This window comes from Arthrobacter sp. CAN_A212, from assembly GCF_015752345.1.
Taxonomy (GTDB): Bacteria; Actinomycetota; Actinomycetes; order Actinomycetales; family Micrococcaceae; genus Arthrobacter_D.
On sequence record NZ_JADOUT010000020.1, the window covers coordinates 48975 to 65811 of the forward strand.

At 63.8% G+C, this 16837-nt stretch carries 16 protein-coding genes; 11 read left to right on the plus strand and 5 right to left on the minus strand.

Translation table 11 applies throughout. The features are described 5' to 3' along the window. Positions 1-123: 123 nt before the first annotated feature. The 6 genes from IWX64_RS13900 (at position 124) to IWX64_RS13925 (ending at position 5400) form a co-directional block, all read left to right on the plus strand. On the plus strand, positions 124-1236 hold the full coding sequence (locus IWX64_RS13900) for an ROK family glucokinase (protein ID WP_334683314.1): 1113 nt from the start codon (positions 124-126) through the stop codon (positions 1234-1236). Positions 1237-1515: 279 nt separating this feature from the next. After that, entirely contained in the window at positions 1516-2145 is a 630-nt protein-coding gene (locus tag IWX64_RS13905; RefSeq protein ID WP_196867724.1) for a DUF6318 family protein, read from the plus strand. A gap of 151 nt (positions 2146-2296) precedes the next feature. Then, complete coding sequence (locus IWX64_RS13910; RefSeq protein ID WP_196867725.1) at positions 2297-3097, plus strand: PKD domain-containing protein; 801 nt, start codon at positions 2297-2299, stop codon at positions 3095-3097. A gap of 88 nt (positions 3098-3185) precedes the next feature. Further along, entirely contained in the window at positions 3186-3788 is a 603-nt protein-coding gene (locus IWX64_RS13915) for a helix-turn-helix domain-containing protein (protein ID WP_196867726.1), read from the plus strand. Beyond that, positions 3785-4516: a B3/B4 domain-containing protein gene (locus IWX64_RS13920; protein ID WP_196867727.1), complete on the plus strand. Its 732-nt coding sequence runs from the start codon at positions 3785-3787 to the stop codon at positions 4514-4516. Before IWX64_RS13915 ends, IWX64_RS13920 begins: the two co-directional genes overlap by 4 nt. Beyond that, complete coding sequence (locus IWX64_RS13925) at positions 4513-5400, plus strand: EamA family transporter (RefSeq protein WP_334683315.1); 888 nt, start codon at positions 4513-4515, stop codon at positions 5398-5400. Before IWX64_RS13920 ends, IWX64_RS13925 begins: the two co-directional genes overlap by 4 nt. Before the next feature lie 47 nt (positions 5401-5447). Here IWX64_RS13925 and IWX64_RS13930 read toward each other — a convergent pair whose 3' ends face one another. Next, positions 5448-5939, minus strand: coding sequence for a hypothetical protein (locus tag IWX64_RS13930; protein WP_196867728.1), 492 nt, complete (start codon positions 5937-5939; stop codon positions 5448-5450). Continuing rightward, a complete protein-coding gene (locus tag IWX64_RS13935; RefSeq protein ID WP_196867729.1) occupies positions 5936-6700 on the minus strand; it encodes an alpha/beta hydrolase in 765 nt (254 codons plus the stop codon). Before IWX64_RS13935 ends, IWX64_RS13930 begins: the two co-directional genes overlap by 4 nt. 132 nt (positions 6701-6832) lie before the next feature. On the opposite strand from IWX64_RS13935, the gene IWX64_RS13940 reads away from it, so the two are divergent. Beyond that, positions 6833-7711, plus strand: coding sequence for a lysophospholipid acyltransferase family protein (locus IWX64_RS13940; protein WP_196867730.1), 879 nt, complete (start codon positions 6833-6835; stop codon positions 7709-7711). 212 nt (positions 7712-7923) lie between these two features. Then, entirely contained in the window at positions 7924-9306 is a 1383-nt protein-coding gene (locus IWX64_RS13945; RefSeq protein WP_334683317.1) for a class II 3-deoxy-7-phosphoheptulonate synthase, read from the plus strand. Between the two features lie 96 nt (positions 9307-9402). Here IWX64_RS13945 and IWX64_RS13950 read toward each other — a convergent pair whose 3' ends face one another. Further along, complete coding sequence (locus IWX64_RS13950) at positions 9403-11532, minus strand: protein kinase domain-containing protein (protein WP_196867732.1); 2130 nt, start codon at positions 11530-11532, stop codon at positions 9403-9405. Positions 11533-11615: 83 nt separating this feature from the next. Further along, a complete protein-coding gene (locus IWX64_RS13955) occupies positions 11616-12992 on the minus strand; it encodes a LysM peptidoglycan-binding domain-containing protein (protein ID WP_196867733.1) in 1377 nt (458 codons plus the stop codon). A gap of 261 nt (positions 12993-13253) precedes the next feature. On the opposite strand from IWX64_RS13955, the gene IWX64_RS13960 reads away from it, so the two are divergent. Continuing rightward, positions 13254-13607 (plus strand): Rv2175c family DNA-binding protein, encoded by a 354-nt coding sequence (locus IWX64_RS13960; protein WP_196867734.1) that lies wholly within the window; start codon positions 13254-13256, stop codon positions 13605-13607. Between the two features lie 62 nt (positions 13608-13669). Here the strand turns inward: IWX64_RS13960 and IWX64_RS13965 are convergent, their stop codons facing one another. After that, positions 13670-14794, minus strand: a complete 1125-nt coding sequence (locus tag IWX64_RS13965; RefSeq protein WP_196867735.1) for a polyprenyl synthetase family protein — start codon at positions 14792-14794, stop codon at positions 13670-13672. A 111-nt stretch (positions 14795-14905) separates the two neighbouring features. Here IWX64_RS13965 and dinB point away from each other — a divergent pair, with 111 nt between their 5' ends. Both dinB and IWX64_RS13975 read left to right on the plus strand, forming a co-directional pair. After that, positions 14906-16117, plus strand: coding sequence for a DNA polymerase IV (dinB, locus tag IWX64_RS13970; RefSeq protein WP_334683316.1), 1212 nt, complete (start codon positions 14906-14908; stop codon positions 16115-16117). 226 nt (positions 16118-16343) lie between these two features. Beyond that, positions 16344-16724, plus strand: a complete 381-nt coding sequence (locus IWX64_RS13975; protein WP_196867736.1) for a DUF3040 domain-containing protein — start codon at positions 16344-16346, stop codon at positions 16722-16724. Positions 16725-16837 lie beyond the last annotated feature (113 nt).

Below are 16837 nucleotides of genomic sequence, written 5' to 3' on the forward strand. Positions count from 1 at the left end.
TATCTCCAAAACCTGCGGGATTTCATTAGCCTATAGGTTCCACGGGCGTAAATACTCTCCAGTAATGTACGAATCGGTAACGGTCACGCAACGCCAACAGCAGACGCAGGAAGAGGACCACCCATGATCAGGCAGACGGATGCCGCAGCACCGCCCCGGACGCGGGGCCAGCCGCGCGTTCCCGGACCGGGTGGCAGGCAGGGTAGACGTCGCCCAGGGGTGGCAGTTGGTCCAGTTGACTCGCGGAACTTCCTCCGGAGGGGACTGGCGATTGGCATCGATATTGGCGGGACCAAGGTCGCCGCCGGTGTGGTCGACATCCGCGGAAATATCCTGGCCCAGGCACGTCGGGACACCCCTGGTCATGACCCACGGCATGTGGAGGCTGTCATTGCCGAACTGGTGGCCGAGCTCTCAGCGGGATACCGCATCCGGTCTGTCGGGATCGGTGCGGCCGGCTGGATGGATCTGACCAACGGGACCGTGTTGTTCAGCCCCCACTTAGCCTGGCGGAACGAACCATTGCGCCAGAATCTCGAGCAGATCCTTCGCCGCCGGATCACTGTAGTCAACGACGCCGACGCCGCCGCGTGGGCTGAGTGGCGCTTCGGCGCCGGGCAGGGGGAGAGCCGACTCGTCTGCGTCACCCTCGGCACAGGCATTGGCGGGGCGATGATCATGGACGGCGCGTTGGAACGTGGGCGCTTTGGCGTGGCCGGAGAGTTTGGGCACCAGATCATCGTGCCGCAGGGGCATAGGTGCGAGTGCGGAAACCGTGGGTGCTGGGAACAGTACGCGTCAGGCAACGCCCTCGGGCGCGAAGCCCGCGAGCTGGCGACGGCGAATTCCCCGGTGGCACAGGCCCTATTGCGCGAGGTCGACGGCGATCCCCAGCTGATTACCGGGGCTGTGGTGACCAAGCTGGCGCTTGAAGGGGATCCTGCCTGCCGTGAACTCCTCGACGACGTCGGGCAGTGGCTTGGGCTTGGACTTGCCAACCTGGCAGCGGCGCTGGACCCCGGGACGTTTGTGGTGGGCGGCGGACTGGGGGCAGCGGGCGACCTGCTGCTGGAACCGGCCCGCCGGGCTTTCGCGCGGAACCTGACGGGCCGTGGGTTCCGTCCCGCCGCCCGGGTGGAAGCCGCAGCGTTGGGACCCTATGCGGGGCTGGTAGGGGCGGCGGATCTGTCCCGGCTGAGTCCGCGACTGAGGGGTACGCGTACTTCCAGGATCTGACCATTTTTGGTTTGTGGATAACCGTTTGCAAATTCTTGGATTCCGCTATTCTGTTGTCTTTCGATTGCTTCGACTCGGCCCCAAATCCCCGGGAGTCACAGTGTCACAGCCTCGTAGCATGCTCCAGCCCGGCGGTTCGATCCAGCCCTGTAGCTTGATTCGGCCCTGCAGTTTGATCCAGTCCTTCAGCGTAATTCAGCCCTGCGGTTGTGTTCGCCCGCGTTTCGGGAGATTCCGGTGAGTCGCGGAACCGGGCTGCAGCGAGGCTCGGCCGTTGTCATGGCCGTCGTTCTCGGGTATCTCATGACGGGCTGCGAGGGCGATGCATCGCCGCCCGGCCCCAGCGCGACGGTGACCTCGGCCTCGGCTCCGGAGCAGACCACCAGCACTTCACCTCCGCCGATGACTACACCGCCGGAACCCACCACGCCCGAGCCGACCGCCGCCTCGTCAGACGGTCCAGCTGCCAACATCCCGGTCCCAGAAAAACCCGCACTTGCCGACGAGAACTCGGTGGAGGGCTTGGAGGCGTTCACCGAGTACTGGTTCGAGCTTTTCAGCTACGGATACATCACCAACGACTGGGATGAGTTCGATTCGATCACTGATTCGGCGTGTGCAAGTTGCTCGAATATCAAACAAGTAGTCCAAGGAATTTACGACCAAGGACGATGGCTAGGGGGCGGAGAGTTTGAAGTGCTCAACTTCGCTAGCGAATTTGAAAAGAACACCTCGGGGTCCTTTCAATCCTTCGTCGAGAACCGCCAGGACGACATCACCTATTTCGAATCGGATGGATCGGAGATCCGAACCGATCCGTCTCCAACTCCGGTGATTGATGTGATGTTTGCCGACTATTCAGATGGGGCATGGAAAATTCTGGATTATGGTAAGCCGGAAGGAACCTGACATGAATTCTCGGAACAACGCCGGACGGTTTCTAATTGCCATGGGCCTAGTGGCCGCTGCTTCATTTGTCATTGACCCAGCCGCCGCCAAGGATCCACCACCACCGTCCGCACATGCTGCTGGTAATACAGTTCAGGTCACCAATTACTCTATGACTGCCAAAGGTGGTTCCGGCGGTTCGGCGGAGCGGGAGTCCTCTGGAGCTACTAACGCCTACCTTCCCACTGATGACGGGATTGATTACACCTACGAGCGGGTCTGCACCGCTGGATCCCAAGACTTCATGGATCCCGGATACTGTGTGCAATTGAACGCCCAGTGTGATGCACGGGCCGACGGAATGTTGGTGCAGTGGATTGAGGTGAACCGGAACACCAGCCCACCCACAGAGACTGCTACGGGACGGAGTGGGTGCCTCTACCCGGGGCAACCACCGGTGCCACCGACTGCAGAAACCCTTGAGGAAGCGCCGATCATTATCACGCTGACTGAGTTCGAGAGTCAGCCGATGGTGGCCGCGGGTGTCTTCTCACAGCCTGACCAGTTCGGGTTGAGGAACGCGCACAGCAACCTCTACGCCGTCGCCGATGACCAGGACTTCACTTTCGAGTTTCAAAACGCCCAGATCGACCTGCGTGCGTGGCCAGTCTCCTACGAATGGTCCTACGGCGACGGGACAAGCCTGACCACCGCCAACCCCGGAAGTGCGGTGCCGGGCGATGGGTTTGATACCGAGACCCCCACGAGTCATAGGTATACGGAAACCGGCGACTACTTCGTGCAGCTGGACACGCTATTCGCTGGAGACTACTCAGTTGATGGTGGCCCGTGGCTCCCGATCGCAGGTCTCGCCCGGGTCTCATCGGAACCACACCTGATGAGTATCTGGCGCAGTGAGCGGCACAGCGTCGCTGAGACCTGCCTTGAGAACCCCTCCGGAGTTGGCTGCTGACACGCTGACAGGAATCATTCGGAATGCGCATCTTCATAGAGGGGCCACCGAAACGCATACTGCACTAATAGTGCAGTATGCTGCACTCGTGGATGCAACTACTACCGCGCTGGCAGCGGCAATCGGTGGACGGGTCAAACAGGAGCGACAGTCCCGCTCTCTAACGCTCGGGCAGCTGGCCGAGGCCGCAGGAGTTAGCCGACGAATGGTGATCAATGTAGAACAGGGCGCCGTGAACCCAAGTGTCGGCACGCTTTTACGGATCAGCGACGCCCTGGGGGTTGGTCTTCCGGCGCTGGTCGAGTCGCCTACGCCGAAACCCGTCACCGTCACCAGGAGTGGCGAAGGAGCCGCCCTCTGGACTTCGGAAGCCGGCGGCCGCGGCAGTCTCGTAGCGGGCACCGAATCACCGGACGTCGTGGAACTCTGGGACTGGGTCATGGTGCCCGGAGACCACCATCCGAGCGAGCCCCACTCTGAGGGGACCAAGGAATTACTTCAGGTGCAGGAAGGGTCGCTGACGGTAGTGGTCGACGACCGGCCAATCGTGCTCGGACCGGGAGACGCTCTGTCCTTCCCCGGCGATGTTGACCACTCCTATCGGAACGACGGCGCCGAACCCACACGGTTCACTATGGCTGTTTTCGAGCCCGGCGTCGGGCTGGGACATTCGAGTGGAGGCAAGCAATGAATAGCCAACGCGCGCTCCAGCAACTGCTGGACTCCAGCCAGGTGAATGCCGAGGTGTTCGCCCTGCGCCCGGACTACCGGGCCGTACTTATTGCCGTCGATGGCCTGGAGCCCGGTCCCAGTGACAACGTCAGCGAAGCACTCCTGCAGTCAGCTGAAACGTTCGCGGGCCAGCTTTTGGCCGCGGGACCAGTGGAGGAGTTGCCGCACGTGGCGGCGTGGCGCGATGCCTACCTTGCCTTCGGCGCCAAACCCCAGCGCACCAGAAACAGCCTGGAGGCCCTGATGCGTCGGACGGCAACCGGGTTGCCCCGGGTGAACCGTCTCACGGATGTGTACAACGCGATCTCGGTCCTGCACCAGATCCCCCTGGGCGGTGAGGACCTGGCGGGCTACGTTGGCGCGCCACGACTGATCCGCGCCAGCGGAACCGAACCATTCGATACCGCAACCGGGGGAGAAGCGACGGTGGAGCACCCGGAGGCAGGAGAGGTGGTGTGGTGCGACGACGCGGGAGTCACCTGCCGGCGCTGGAACTGGCGCCAGGGACGGCGAACGCAACTCCATGACCACACCACACGTGCGCTGTTCATTCTTGACGCACTGGCGCCTGTGTCGGAGGATGCGCTCGGCCAAGCCGCCGCTGAACTGTGCACCCAGCTGGAGCGGCTCGGCACCGAGGTGCAGGTAGCCAGACGGCTCATCGAGGCCCCTCGGGAGCGGCCATGACCAGGACACAACTCGTCCCGCCATGGGGCCTGGCGGTCACCGCGATGCTTTCGGTCCAGCTTGGCTCCGCCCTATCTGTCGACATGATTGGAACCGTCGGACCCGCTGGAACAGCCTGGCTGCGGCTGAGCATGGGCGCGATCATCCTGATCCTCCTGGTCCGTCCGCCGATCCGCACGATCCGCCGGCAGGACGTTCCGACCATCCTTGGCCTCGGACTGGCAACCGGGGTCATGACCGTCGGGTTCCTTGCCGCACTGGAGCACATCGATCTGGGAACCGCGGTGGCGATCGAGTTCCTTGGACCGCTGACCGTCGCAGCGATCCGCAGCCACCGACGAAGCGCGCTGGTGTGGCCAGCGCTCGCTCTGCTCGGTGTGGTCCTGCTGACCCAGCCCTGGCGGGGAGAGTTCGACCCCACCGGGGTGGGGTTCGCGGCAATGGCCGCCGTGGGGTGGGCGGTCTACATTCTACTGACACAGCGCATCGGTGACCGGTTCACAGGGATCGGCTCCCTGTCACTCACCGTACCGATCGCGGCACTCGCTGCGGCGACCATTGGCATTCCCCAGGCTGTCGGGGAGATTACTCCGGGTATCCTCGTCGCGGCGTTGGGACTGGCGATCCTGCTGCCGGTGCTGCCCTTCGCCCTGGAAATGCTCGCACTGCGCCGGATGACCCCGGCAGCTTTCGGAACCCTGATGGCGCTGGAGCCGGCGTTCGGGGTGCTGCTGGGCCTGATCATTCTTCAGCAGCAGCTGGGAGCCCTGCAGATTATCGGGATTGCCCTGGTGGTGCTGGCCGGCGCTGCCGCGCAGCGAGGAGGCCGGCGCGATCACCATTCATCTGCTCCGCAGGCCGAGACGCTGCACGTTCCCGGGTGACCGAAGCCAAAGGGCTACCGGAGCAATAGCTTCTCAGGGCAATGCAGCTAGACCTCTGCGCCGTTATCGTCAAAATCCCGGGTCTTGGGCAGCCGGAAAATGAGGAACGCCACCGAGACCAGGAAGATGGCCAAGACTCCCAACATCATCATGAGCGGAGCTGCTCGCCAGAACATGGCAAGCAGCAGCAGGGCGATTGGTCCACCGACGGCACCGAACCAGGCGAGCACCAAAAGCGGTTCTCCGCTGCCCAGAGCTGGCGGCTCCGGCGGGTGATACCCCTCGTCTTCGTCGTCGTCGGGCTCCTGCGGGGTGTAGTCCCGTGGACCCCCGGGGGAGCGGCGGGGCTGATTCTCGAATAGCGCGCGCACCCGCTCCTGATCGGACATCCCTACTCCCGCGTTCCGTTCGCGCGCCGGTTCGGGGGCTTCTCCGCCCGCTCTGTCCGGCGCACTGGGAGTCTGCTCCAGCCGCGCCACCAGATCCTGCCAGACGGCATCGTCGGTGGACTCGTTGGGTTCCTGACCTCGGGGTGTCATGCGGTGCTACCTGCCGTCACGTGCTGGATGAATTGCGCTGAGCGTTCAAAAATCGACTGCGCGTCATGGTCCATGGTCGCAACATGATAGCTGTTCTCCAAACGGACAATCTCCAGTTCAGCACTCCCAATCCGCTGTTGCAATACCTCTATGCTGCTCTCCGGCACCACCGGGTCGACTGATGAACGAAAAACCAGGGTCGGGGCGGTGATGGTGGGCAGCTGTGCCACCGTCTCCCGGAAAAGTCTCGAGAGCTGCCCGACGGCGGCGACGGGGGTCCGCGCGTAGGCACCCTCGTCCAGCCCTTCCTTCTTGATGTTGTTGGCGATCGCGGGCACCGACCGCATCACATACTTCAGCAGCCCCGCGTAGCGCGCCCGCGGGTCGGCGATGGTCAGGCCGGGATTGACGACGACGACGCCGGCCACTGGCTGCAGTGCGGCCAGCCGTAGGGCGAGGGCCCCGCCCATGGAGAGTCCTGCGGCGACGATCACGTCGGTCGACTGTTCCAGTTCCCGGTAGCTGGCCTCATAGCTGGCGTACCAGCGCTGCCAGGGCGTACGGGCAAGCTCCTGCCAGGTAGTTCCGTGCCCGGCAAGCAGCGGTAGCCTCACGGCGTACCCCTGGTCGGCCAGATACTGCGCCCATTCCAGCAGGCTGACCGGGGATCCGGTAAAGCCGTGGCTCATCACCACTCCGATGCGGGAGTTCTCCCCGAAACCGTCGTTGGAGAAGGCGACTGGGCCGGCACTGGATGTCATAGCCCCATCGTGCCACCTGCTGTCGATGCCTTACCAGCGGATGCGCCCCTTAGAGTAGTCTCTCAAGGAAAAGCGCGATCATCAGTGGGGGATTCCCGTGTGGTCCCGTCCGGGTCTAGGAAGGCTGTCAGCGTGTTTTATTGGTTCATGAAACGGATCATTGTGGGTCCGATTCTGGGTCTGATTTTCCGCCCGTGGGTGAAGGGAATGGACAATGTCCCGGCGGACGGCCCGGCCGTACTGGTCAGCAACCACCTCTCCTTCTCCGATTCCATTTTTCTTCCCATCGCTGTGCCCCGTCCGGTGATCTTTCTGGCTAAATCCGAGTACTTCACGGGGAAGGGGATGAAAGGCAAACTCACCGCGCTGTTCTTTCGCCTCTCCAACCAGCTCCCGATGGACCGTTCGGGAGGTGCTGCCTCGTCCTCATCATTGAGCGCCGGGGAAGCGGTGCTCAATGGCGGCGGCATCCTGGGCATCTACCCCGAGGGAACCCGCAGCCCGGATGGGCGGCTGTACCGCGGAAAGACGGGCGTTGCCAAGCTGGTCCTGGCCACGGGTGTCCCAGTGATTCCGGTGGCGATGATCGGCACCGACAAAGTGCAGCCCATCGGTAGGCGCATCCCCAATATCCGTCGGATCGGCATCATTGTTGGCGAACCCCTGGACTTCTCCCGCTATAAGGGGCTGGCGGAGGACCGTTTTGTCCAGCGGTCAGTGACCGATGAAATCATGTACGAACTCATGAGGCTCTCCGGCCAGGAGTACGTGGACGTGTACGCGAGCAGCGTCAAAGAAAAGCTTGCCGCAGCGAAGGTGTCAGAGAAGAAGGCCACGGAGAAGAAGGATTCTGAGAAGGCTGGAACTGTGAAGGGCTCGACCGACAAGCCTGGAACCGACAAGGCTGGAACCGGGATGGCCACGGCTGAGGCTTCCGGGACTGACAAGCACTCGGTTCGCGGCAGACTCGCCAGCATCAAGCTACCGTCCTGGCTGACCCGCAGCCGGTAGCGCTCCGGTGCCTTCCGTTAACCTGCAGTTGGTGCCCCCGCTGTAGCCCGGCCCGCACTACTCTGCCGCCCGGGGGAGCCCGTCCCTCCGCAGTCCTCACCGCATACGGCGGGCCGAGTAACGGGCGGCACAATATGACAACGCCGCCTGGCTGCGTGACGGCCCTGGCTACCTCGGGTTGCCTGAACCATTACGCTTAACTGGTGACTGATATCCTCGCACCCACCGATTCCACCGTTCCCTCAGCCGGGCAGAGCAGCCAGCAGGCCGACCCCATGCTCGACCACTGGCGCGAGTTGCCAATCTCGCAGCAGCCCTCCTGGCAGGACAGCAGCGTGTATTCGGCCTCCGTCAAGGAGCTTTCCACCCTTCCGCCGCTCGTCTTCGCTGGCGAGGTTGACGTGCTGCGCAGCCGCCTGGCCGCCGCTGCACAGGGGAAGGCATTCCTGCTTCAGGGCGGCGACTGCGCCGAAACCTTCGAAGGCGCGACCGCAGACCGGATCAGCGCCCGCGTGCGGACGATCCTTCAGATGGCAGTGGTCTTGACCTATGGCGCCTCACTCCCTGTCATCAAGATGGGTCGGATGGCCGGACAGTTCGCCAAGCCCCGCTCATCGAACGACGAGACCCGCGAAGGCGTCACCCTGCCGGCCTACCGCGGCGACATGGTCAACGGCTATGAGTTCACCCCTGAATCGCGGGGCCATGACGCTTCCCGCATGGTCAAGGCGTACCATACGTCCGCATCGACCCTGAACCTGATCCGCGCCTTCACCCAGGGCGGTTTTGCCGACCTGCGCCTGGTGCATCACTGGAACAAGGGATTCACCGCCAACCCCGCCCACTCGCGTTACGAGTCGCTGGCCCGTGAGATTGACCGCGCCGTCCGTTTCATGGACGCATGTGGCACTGATTTCGAAGCGCTGAAGCGGGTGGAGTTCTTCGCCAGCCATGAGGCGCTGCTGCTCGATTACGAGCGCGCTCTCACCCGGACCGACTCCCGCACGGGGCTGCCGTACGACACGTCAGCCCACTTCCTGTGGATTGGGGAGCGCACCCGCGACATCGACAGCGCGCACATCGACTTCCTCTCTAGGGTCCGCAACCCGATCGGCGTCAAGCTTGGCCCGGGCACGTCCCCAGACGATGCGCTGGCCCTGATCGACAAGCTCGACCCCAACCGCGAACCGGGTCGCCTGACCTTCATCACCCGGATGGGCGCCGGCAATATCCGGGAGAAGCTGCCCAAGCTGGTCCAGAAGGTCACCGACTCCGGCGCTCAGGTGCTGTGGGTCTCCGACCCGATGCACGGGAACACGGTCACTTCACCGAACGGCTACAAGACACGCAACTTCGACGACGTCATGGATGAGGTCCGTGGCTTCTTTGAGGTGCACGACTCCCTGGGCACCTTCCCGGGTGGCCTGCACGTCGAAATGACCGGCGACGACGTCGCCGAGTGCCTGGGTGGCGCTGATCCGGTGGACCAGGAAGCCTTCCTGGAGCGCTACGAATCGGTCTGCGATCCCCGCCTCAACCACATGCAGTCCCTCGAGATGGCATTCCTGGTTGCCGGAGCACTTTCCAAGAGCTAGCAGCTCACCACAAAGGCGAAGCGGCAACGCTTCGCCTTTGTGGTGTCCGGATGCATTTCTGCGAGGCAACCCGGTCAGCTCGAGAATGAGCGTCGGCTACGTGACGGTGATGGTGACCGTCGACCCCTCGGGCTGTTCACCGGTGAGGTCCTGGCCCGCCACCAGTCCAAGGACCGAGCTACCGAAGGTGTAGTCCACGACGACGACGAAGCCGGCCGCCTCGAGCTCGGCCACGGCCGCTTCCTCCCGCTGGGAGAACACGTTGGGTACTTCCACGAGGCGGGGGCCAAGGGACAACGTGAGTGTCACCGTCTGGCCACGGGTGAGCTGGCCGCCGGATGGGCTCTGCCCGACGACGGCGCCCTCTGGGATGTCCCGGCTGTTCTCGCCGTCGGGCGCGACGGCGGCGACCAGTCCGGCGGCCTCGATCGCTTCAACAGCGTCCGCCCGGGAAAGCCCCGAGACCACCGGGACGTCGATGGGCTGCGGTCCCTGCGACACCACAAGGTTGACCGATGTGCCGCGGGGAGACTGCTCGCCAGCCGCGGGTGTCTGGCTGATGACCAGCCCGTCGGCGACGTCGGTACTGAACTCCCGGGTGACCTCACCGATTGCCAGTTCGGTTGCGTCGAGCTGTGCAGTCGCGGACGCCTCACTGCGGCTGACCACGTTGGGAACCTCGAACAGTTCGGGACCCTTGGAGACAAATAGTTCCACCGACTCGTAGCGACGGAGCTGCGTTTGTGCTGCCGGTTCACTGCGGATCACCAGCCCTGACTCCACCTCATCATGGAACTCCTCCTCCGAGCGGGGGGAGTCGAGGCCGTTCTCTGCCAACAGGAGTTCCGCCTGCGCCACCGAGCGGTTGACGACGTCGGGCATGGTGGCCAGGGCGCCGGGACCGACGCCGAAGAACCACCCGACCCCGGCGGCCAACCCCGCGAGGAGGAGCAGCAGCACAATCCAGAGCGCGTTGCGGCGACCCCGGTTTCCCGGGTGGAGAGATTTCTCAGGCCGCTGGGCCGCCTTGGCCTGCTGTTTCTGATAGACCTTGAAGTCCCGCGCTGCCGCCTTGTCGCGGGTCTTCGGATCCGGCTCTTTCGGGGGTGTGGGCTGGGGTGCTGACTGGGGTTCCGGAGTGGTCCGGAAAGCGCGGGTGTGCTGGACGTCGTGCGCGATCACCGACGTCCTGGACTGGTCGGCCCCGATCACTTCGGTCGGTCGCGGGCTGCGGCGTGCGCCGATTACCTCGGTGGCGCCGCCCCCGGAGACGGTATCGATCGCTTCGGTGCCGCCGGGCTTTGCACCGGCCACCGCCGCGGGAGTACCGTCCCTGCGCTCGTCGTCGGGGAGTTCGAAGTCCAGCTGCTCGTCGGTGAGGGTGGTCCGGATGTGCCTGAGTTCGCCGAGGAGGGCGTTGCCATCGATAGGGCGATCCTCCGGGTCAACCGAGGTGCACCACTGGACCAGCTCGTCGATGTCCGCAGCCAGCCCGGGCACCAGCGTGGAGGGGGCGGGCACCGTGGAGTTGGCGTGCTGCAGCGCCACCCGGATGGGAACATCGCCGGTGTAGGGCTGCCTTCCCGTCAGCAGTTCGAACAGCATGATGCCGGCCGAGTAGATATCGCTGCGGGCGTCAGCACCTCCGCCGGTGACCAGCTCGGGGGACAGGTAAGCGACAGTGCCGATCAGGGTGCCGGTGTTGGTGGTGGTGGAGACCGCGCGGGCCAGACCGAAGTCGGCGATTTTGATCCGCCCGTTGCTGGCCAGCAGCACGTTCTCTGGTTTCACGTCGCGGTGTACCAGCCCGACGTCGTGCGCCGCACCCAGTCCTTCGATCACGGGATCCATCATGGCCAGGGCGATCCTCGGGGTGAGCCGTCCCTTCTCCCGCAGCAGGTCCCGAAGCGTTTTGCCTGGCACATATTCCATGACCAGGTAGGCGAGGGACCGCTCGGGGGAGTCCTCGACGCCCTGGTCCAGGACGCCCACCACGTGGGGGTGGGATAGCCGCGCCGCCGACTTCGCCTCGCGTTCAAAACGGTCCAGGAAGCTGGCGTCCTCGGCAAGATGGGGGTACAGGATTTTCAGCGCCACGTCGCGGTCAAGGCGCTGATCGGTCGCTCGATAGACAGTCGACATGCCGCCCCGGGCAAGGCGCGACAGGACGAGATACCGCCCGTCCACCACCGAGCCCACCAGCGGGTCGTTCTGCCGTTCATGCACCCTTTGATCCTAAGTGCAGACATGGAACGGGGTGGAATCGACACCCGATTCCACCCCGATTCACCGGTCGTCCCGTCAGGGAGTTACCGCAGGTTCGCCTGGTGCGACTTGATCGCTGCGACGTAGCTCTTGGTGTCGCTGAACATGCCGTGGGTGCTCACTGAGTACTGCCCCTGGTAGTAGGACGCAATGGCATCCTCCAGGTTGGGGCTGGTGCGGATCAAGGACTTCAGGATGGCAACGCCGGCGGTGGCGTTGTCATGGGGGTCCAGCAGGTTCAGCTTCCGTCCCACCAGGTCCGACGCCCATTCGCCTGACATGGGGATGACCTGCATGGCACCGATTGCGTTGGCCGGGGAGACCGCGCGCTGGTTGAATCCTGATTCCTGGTAGGACACGGCAAGTGCGAGGCTCGGATCCACGCCCATCGAGCGGGCGGTGTCAGCAACGATGGTTTTCATTGCCCCGTTGCTTGGAACCGGCAGGGAATTCAGCAGGTGCTTGTTCCGGTTCGCCTCCGACACCACATGCTGGGGGTAGGTGTAGTGCAGGAACGTGGACGGCACCAGGTCAGCCGGGGGCGCGGTCTCGGCAGCGGGTGATGTAGTGGGTGCGGCTGCTCCGGGAATGGTCAGCTTCTTGCCCGGGTGGATCGTGGTTGTCGCGTTGAGCTTGTTGGCCTTCAGGAGTGCGCCAAGGCTCACCTTGTGCTTTGCAGCGATGGCACCCAGGGTATCTCCGCCCTTGATCGTGTAGGACCCGGTGGATGCAGTCGTAGCTGGCTTGGGTGCCGCCGGTGTGATCTCGGTTGAGGCCACCGAGACCTCGGTCGAGCCGCCAAGCTTGAGCTTCTGGCCGGGGTGAATGATTGAAGTCATTGACAGCGAATTGGCCTTCAGGATTGTTCCGAGGCTGACTCCGTGTGATGCCGCGATGGCGCTCAGTGTGTCACCGGCCCGGACCGTATATCCGGCTGCTGCGGTGGGCTGCGTCTTCTGGGCGGGCTTCGCCGCAGTCTTGCTGGCTGGCGCGCCGCTGAGTTTGAGCTTCTGGCCCGGGTGAATCAGCGTGCTGGCGCTCAGGCCATTCGCGGTGAGGACCGAACCGGTGTCTACTCCGTGCTTCAGTGCGATACCGCTGATCGTGTCGCCGGCCTTGACCGTGTAGGTCTTCGGGGCGATCTGGGCGGGCGCCACGAAGCTTGGAATCCGGGCGGCGACATTGCCCGTGACGGACGTCAGGTTCGCAGGGACAGTCACCGCAGGAGCCAGGCGTGGTGCCTGTAGGGCGCTGGTCGCGACGGGTGCGGCGCTGGCCGGCTGAGCCAGCGCGACGGCGGAGAACAGCACAGCCGGGATGGCGGCGGTGGATACCGCAATGTTGAAGCGGCTGGAAAGGCGGGTGCCCCTGGCACGTGCCTGGGATCCGAACAGCGGCGATGACGAGCGCTGGGCAGTCATGGTCTAAACCTCAATCTTTGGTCAACGGGACGGGCCGCGCCGATGGCCGAAACAGGCCCGATCAACTTGGTCGTCGGGTCCTCAATCAAAATCATCTGATGGTGCGCGAGAGTCGAAAGTTACTGGTGTTACTGGTGTGACTCATGAGAATCTACACCACAAGTTGCCTAGCACAATAGTCCTAGGTCACACCTTGACAGCGCTATCGGCGTGTCGATGCGAGAAGTGGAGTGGCGGCCCTACTTCTGGCACCCTTAGGGGGTGAATGAACTCGAAGAACTTGTGCCCGCATGGTTGAACCTTCCGGAGGTGGCACTCGAACTGGATGTGCCCATCACCAAGGTCCATGGCCTTCTCGACGAGAAGTCGCTGATTGCCCTCCGCAGCAAGGAGCGGAATGTCCGAAGCGTCCCCGCGGAATTCATCTTCGAGGGCACGGTGGTGGACAGCCTCAAGGGGACCATTATTGTCCTCGCCGATTCCGGCTTCAGCGACGAGGATATCGTCCGGTGGTTGTTTACCCCTGATGAGTCGCTGCCGGGACGTCCCATCGACGCGCTTCGGGAAGGTCGAAAGACCGAGATCCGACGCCGTGCGCAGGCGGCCGCCTGGTAAGACCAGGCAATCCCACTCTCAGCGGGCACAACGGCAGTGGGTGGTAACGCGGGTGGCGCCAGTCAGGCCGACCGGCTCACCGCCGCGGTTGCCAAACCGGACAGGGCTGTGCGGCAGACATCGTCCAGCTCAAGCTGGCCCAGGGCGGCGGTGGATGCATCCCAGCGGTCGGCAATCAGCGACTCGACCGCGTGCAGTGCCCCCGACGTGGAGATCGCATCCCGCAGCCGGTTGACGCCGTCGTCATCCAGATCGGCGCGGCCCAGGGTGGAATTAATCAACTGACGGTCGGCGGGGCTGCCGTCCCTGAGCGCCTGAGCTATCAGGAGGGTTCGCTTGCCCTCGCGCAGATCGTCCCCGGCTGGCTTGCCCGTGACCAGCGGGTCACCGAACACGCCAAGCACGTCGTCCCTGAGCTGGAATGCCTCGCCGAGCGGCAGTGAGAAAGCCGAATAACCCCTCAGCTGCGCGGCACCGGCACCCGCGAGGGCTCCTCCGAGGCCCAGCGGATGTTCGATTGAGTACTTCGCCGACTTGAACCTGACAATCTGTTGCGCCCGCTCGGCGGCCTCGGCCGGTGTCCGGTCCGGGCCTACAGCTTCCTCCAGCAGATCCAGGTACTGGCCTGCCATGACCTCCGTGCGCATCCGGTTGAAGATTGCCCGGGCCTCAGTTCCCGAACCGGCGTTCGCCCCGATGGCTGAAAACTGCTCCTCGCTGAAGGAAAGGCACATGTCGCCGGTCAGGATCGCTGCTGACACCCCGAACCGGTCCGGACTCAGATGCCACCGGTTGCCCTGGTGGAGGGTTCCGAACTGGCGGTGGACGCTTGGTGACCCTCGGCGCGTGTCGGAGCGGTCGATCACGTCGTCGTGAATCAACGCAGCTGCCTGGAACAGTTCGAGGGCTACACCTGCCAGGATGGGCTCGGTGGCCCCGGCTGCCCCGCCGGCGCCCCGGAAGCCCCAATAGCAGAGCAATGCCCGCAGGCGCTTGCCGCCCGCCGTGAGCCGGGTGATCGCCGCGGCTGGCTCGAGGGCATCCTCGGCTATCGAGACAAGGATTTCGCGCTGGCGGGAGAGGAACCCGTCCAGGCCGGCGGTCACGTCGGCGCGGTAGGTGGACTGCTCCGAGATGACCAGCTGCTCAACCGAGCCCTCTTCGACATATGGATTTGTAGCGGTCATGGGCTCTCCTCTGGGTGCGGGCAAGAGTCCGCGCCAGTGCGCAGCGCGCATTTCCCTGGCCGGGGCGATCTCCGGGCTCACTCCATCCTAGTGACTGGCTACGATTGGACTGTGAATGTTGGGCCCAGGGCGAACCTTCCGGATGCTGAGTGCACCATCCTCCATGTGGACATGGATGCGTTCTATGTTGCGGTGGAGTTGCTGGACCGGCCTGATCTGGTCGGTGCGCCAGTCATTGTTGGTTCTCCCAGCGGCCGGTCGGTGGTGCTGTCCGCATCCTATGAGGCGCGACGTTTCGGGGTGCGATCCGCAATGCCGATGTCCGCAGCGATGCGCCTGTGCCCGCAGGGCATCATCCTCGAACCCCATCACGACAAGTACGCGGCGGTATCCAGTTCGGTGATGGCCATTTTCGGCACCATTACCCCCTTCGTCGAACAACTCAGCGTCGACGAAGCGTTCCTTGATATCTCCGGGTCGATGCGTCGGCTGGGTGGGCCGCGCGATATCGGCGAGCTGATCAGGACCAAAATCAGGAGCGAACTGGGGATCACCGCCAGCGTGGGGGCGGCCACTACCAAGTTTGTCGCTAAAATCGCTTCCACCAGGTCCAAGCCCAATGGCCTCCTCGTGATCCGCGGCGAGGAGACGGTTGCCTACCTGCATACCCTTCCAGTGTCAGCACTCTGGGGGGTGGGCGCCAAAACCCAGGAAGTCCTGGCTCGGCTGGGGATTCGGACGGTGGAGGATCTAGCGCAGACCCCCGTGTCCTCCTTGCGCAAGCTGCTCGGGGTAACCGGTCAGCACGTCTACGATCTGGCCTGGGGGAGGGACCCGAGAACCGTCACGGTCACGCGTCAGGAGAAGACCGTCGGCGCCGAGGAAACCTTTGCCAACGATGTCAGCGATGATCCCACGCTGCATACCGAGATGCTTCGGTTGTCCCATCGCACCGCGGCGCGCTTGCGCGCGGCACACCTGCAGTGCGGTGGCGTGGCCATCAAGCTGCGTTACGCCGATTTCTCCACCCTGACCAGAACGAAGCGGCTCAGCGAGCCTACCGACAGCGCCAATGCCATTTACCTTGCGTCGCTGTCCCTGCTCGATGCCCTCGGTGAGCGTCCGATGAGCGTGCGCCTGGTCGGCGTGCGCGCGGACCAGTTGGAGCCCTCCTCCGGGTCTGGTCATCAGCTGACCATTGACCGCCGGGACGAGAACTGGCGGTTGGCGGAGTCGGCGCTCGACGAGGTTAACCGGAAGTTCGGCAAGGCTGCAATTCAGCCAGCTCAGCTCTTCAGTCGGCCTCGGGATTCCTCGTCCTGAGGCGTCCAGCGGGCCCCAGTGCCAAAGCCCCCAACGGGTCCGCGAAGCTGGTGACTTTCCCTTGCGGGCATTGCGATCTATCCTTAGAGCAAAGGTCAATTTTAGCCATCTGTATCGGTTGAATCGGGGCCCGGACACATGTGTTCCTGTGGCCGGGAACTCGATGTATCGGGTACTCGTTGGTTGGGGTGAGGGACCAGAGTTAATTAACCGTATGGAGGCAGTGATGGCACTCTCGGAACACGAACAGAGGCTGCTTGATCAGCTGGAGCAGCAGCTACACGCCGACGATCCAAAGTTTGCCAGTTCAATGGCGTCGAGCACACCGCGATCGATGTCGACGCGGAGAATTGTGATCGGCGCACTGATGGCTGTTGCAGGGATCCTGATCCTGCTGCTGGGCGTCGCGAACCAGATCATCCTGGTGGGCGTGGCAGGTTTCCTTGTGATGGGCGCAGGCGTATATTTCGCTACCACCCGGTCCAAGGAAAGTGAAGCTTCTCCGATGCCCCGGGGCGCCTCAAAGGCAGCACCCGTCAATCGAAGCGGTGGCTTTCTGAGTACCCTCGAAGAGAAGTGGGACGAGCGGAAACGCGAACAACCCTGACCTTCGAGGTAGGGGTGCCCTAGGGCGTGTCTCCTTATTGTTCGGTGAGGTCTTTGGGATGCTGGTGGTATGTCACGTACTGCTGTTTTGTCGGATGCTCAGTGGGCTCGGAT

What these genes read in the sequence shown, in the direction of transcription:
- IWX64_RS13900 (WP_334683314.1), top strand. Translation starts at nt 124, where the DNA reads ATGATCAGGCAGACGGATGCCGCAGCACCGCCCCGGACGCGGGGCCAG.
- IWX64_RS13905 (WP_196867724.1), top strand. Translation starts at nt 1,516, where the DNA reads ATGGCCGTCGTTCTCGGGTATCTCATGACGGGCTGCGAGGGCGATGCA.
- IWX64_RS13910 (WP_196867725.1), top strand. Translation starts at nt 2,297, where the DNA reads ATGACTGCCAAAGGTGGTTCCGGCGGTTCGGCGGAGCGGGAGTCCTCT.
- IWX64_RS13920 (WP_196867727.1), top strand. Translation starts at nt 3,785, where the DNA reads ATGAATAGCCAACGCGCGCTCCAGCAACTGCTGGACTCCAGCCAGGTG.
- IWX64_RS13925 (WP_334683315.1), top strand. Translation starts at nt 4,513, where the DNA reads ATGACCAGGACACAACTCGTCCCGCCATGGGGCCTGGCGGTCACCGCG.
- IWX64_RS13930 (WP_196867728.1), bottom strand. Translation starts at nt 5,939, where the DNA reads ATGACACCCCGAGGTCAGGAACCCAACGAGTCCACCGACGATGCCGTC.
- IWX64_RS13935 (WP_196867729.1), bottom strand. Translation starts at nt 6,700, where the DNA reads ATGACATCCAGTGCCGGCCCAGTCGCCTTCTCCAACGACGGTTTCGGG.
- IWX64_RS13955 (WP_196867733.1), bottom strand. Translation starts at nt 12,992, where the DNA reads ATGACTGCCCAGCGCTCGTCATCGCCGCTGTTCGGATCCCAGGCACGT.
- IWX64_RS13965 (WP_196867735.1), bottom strand. Translation starts at nt 14,794, where the DNA reads ATGACCGCTACAAATCCATATGTCGAAGAGGGCTCGGTTGAGCAGCTG.
- IWX64_RS13975 (WP_196867736.1), top strand. Translation starts at nt 16,344, where the DNA reads ATGGCACTCTCGGAACACGAACAGAGGCTGCTTGATCAGCTGGAGCAG.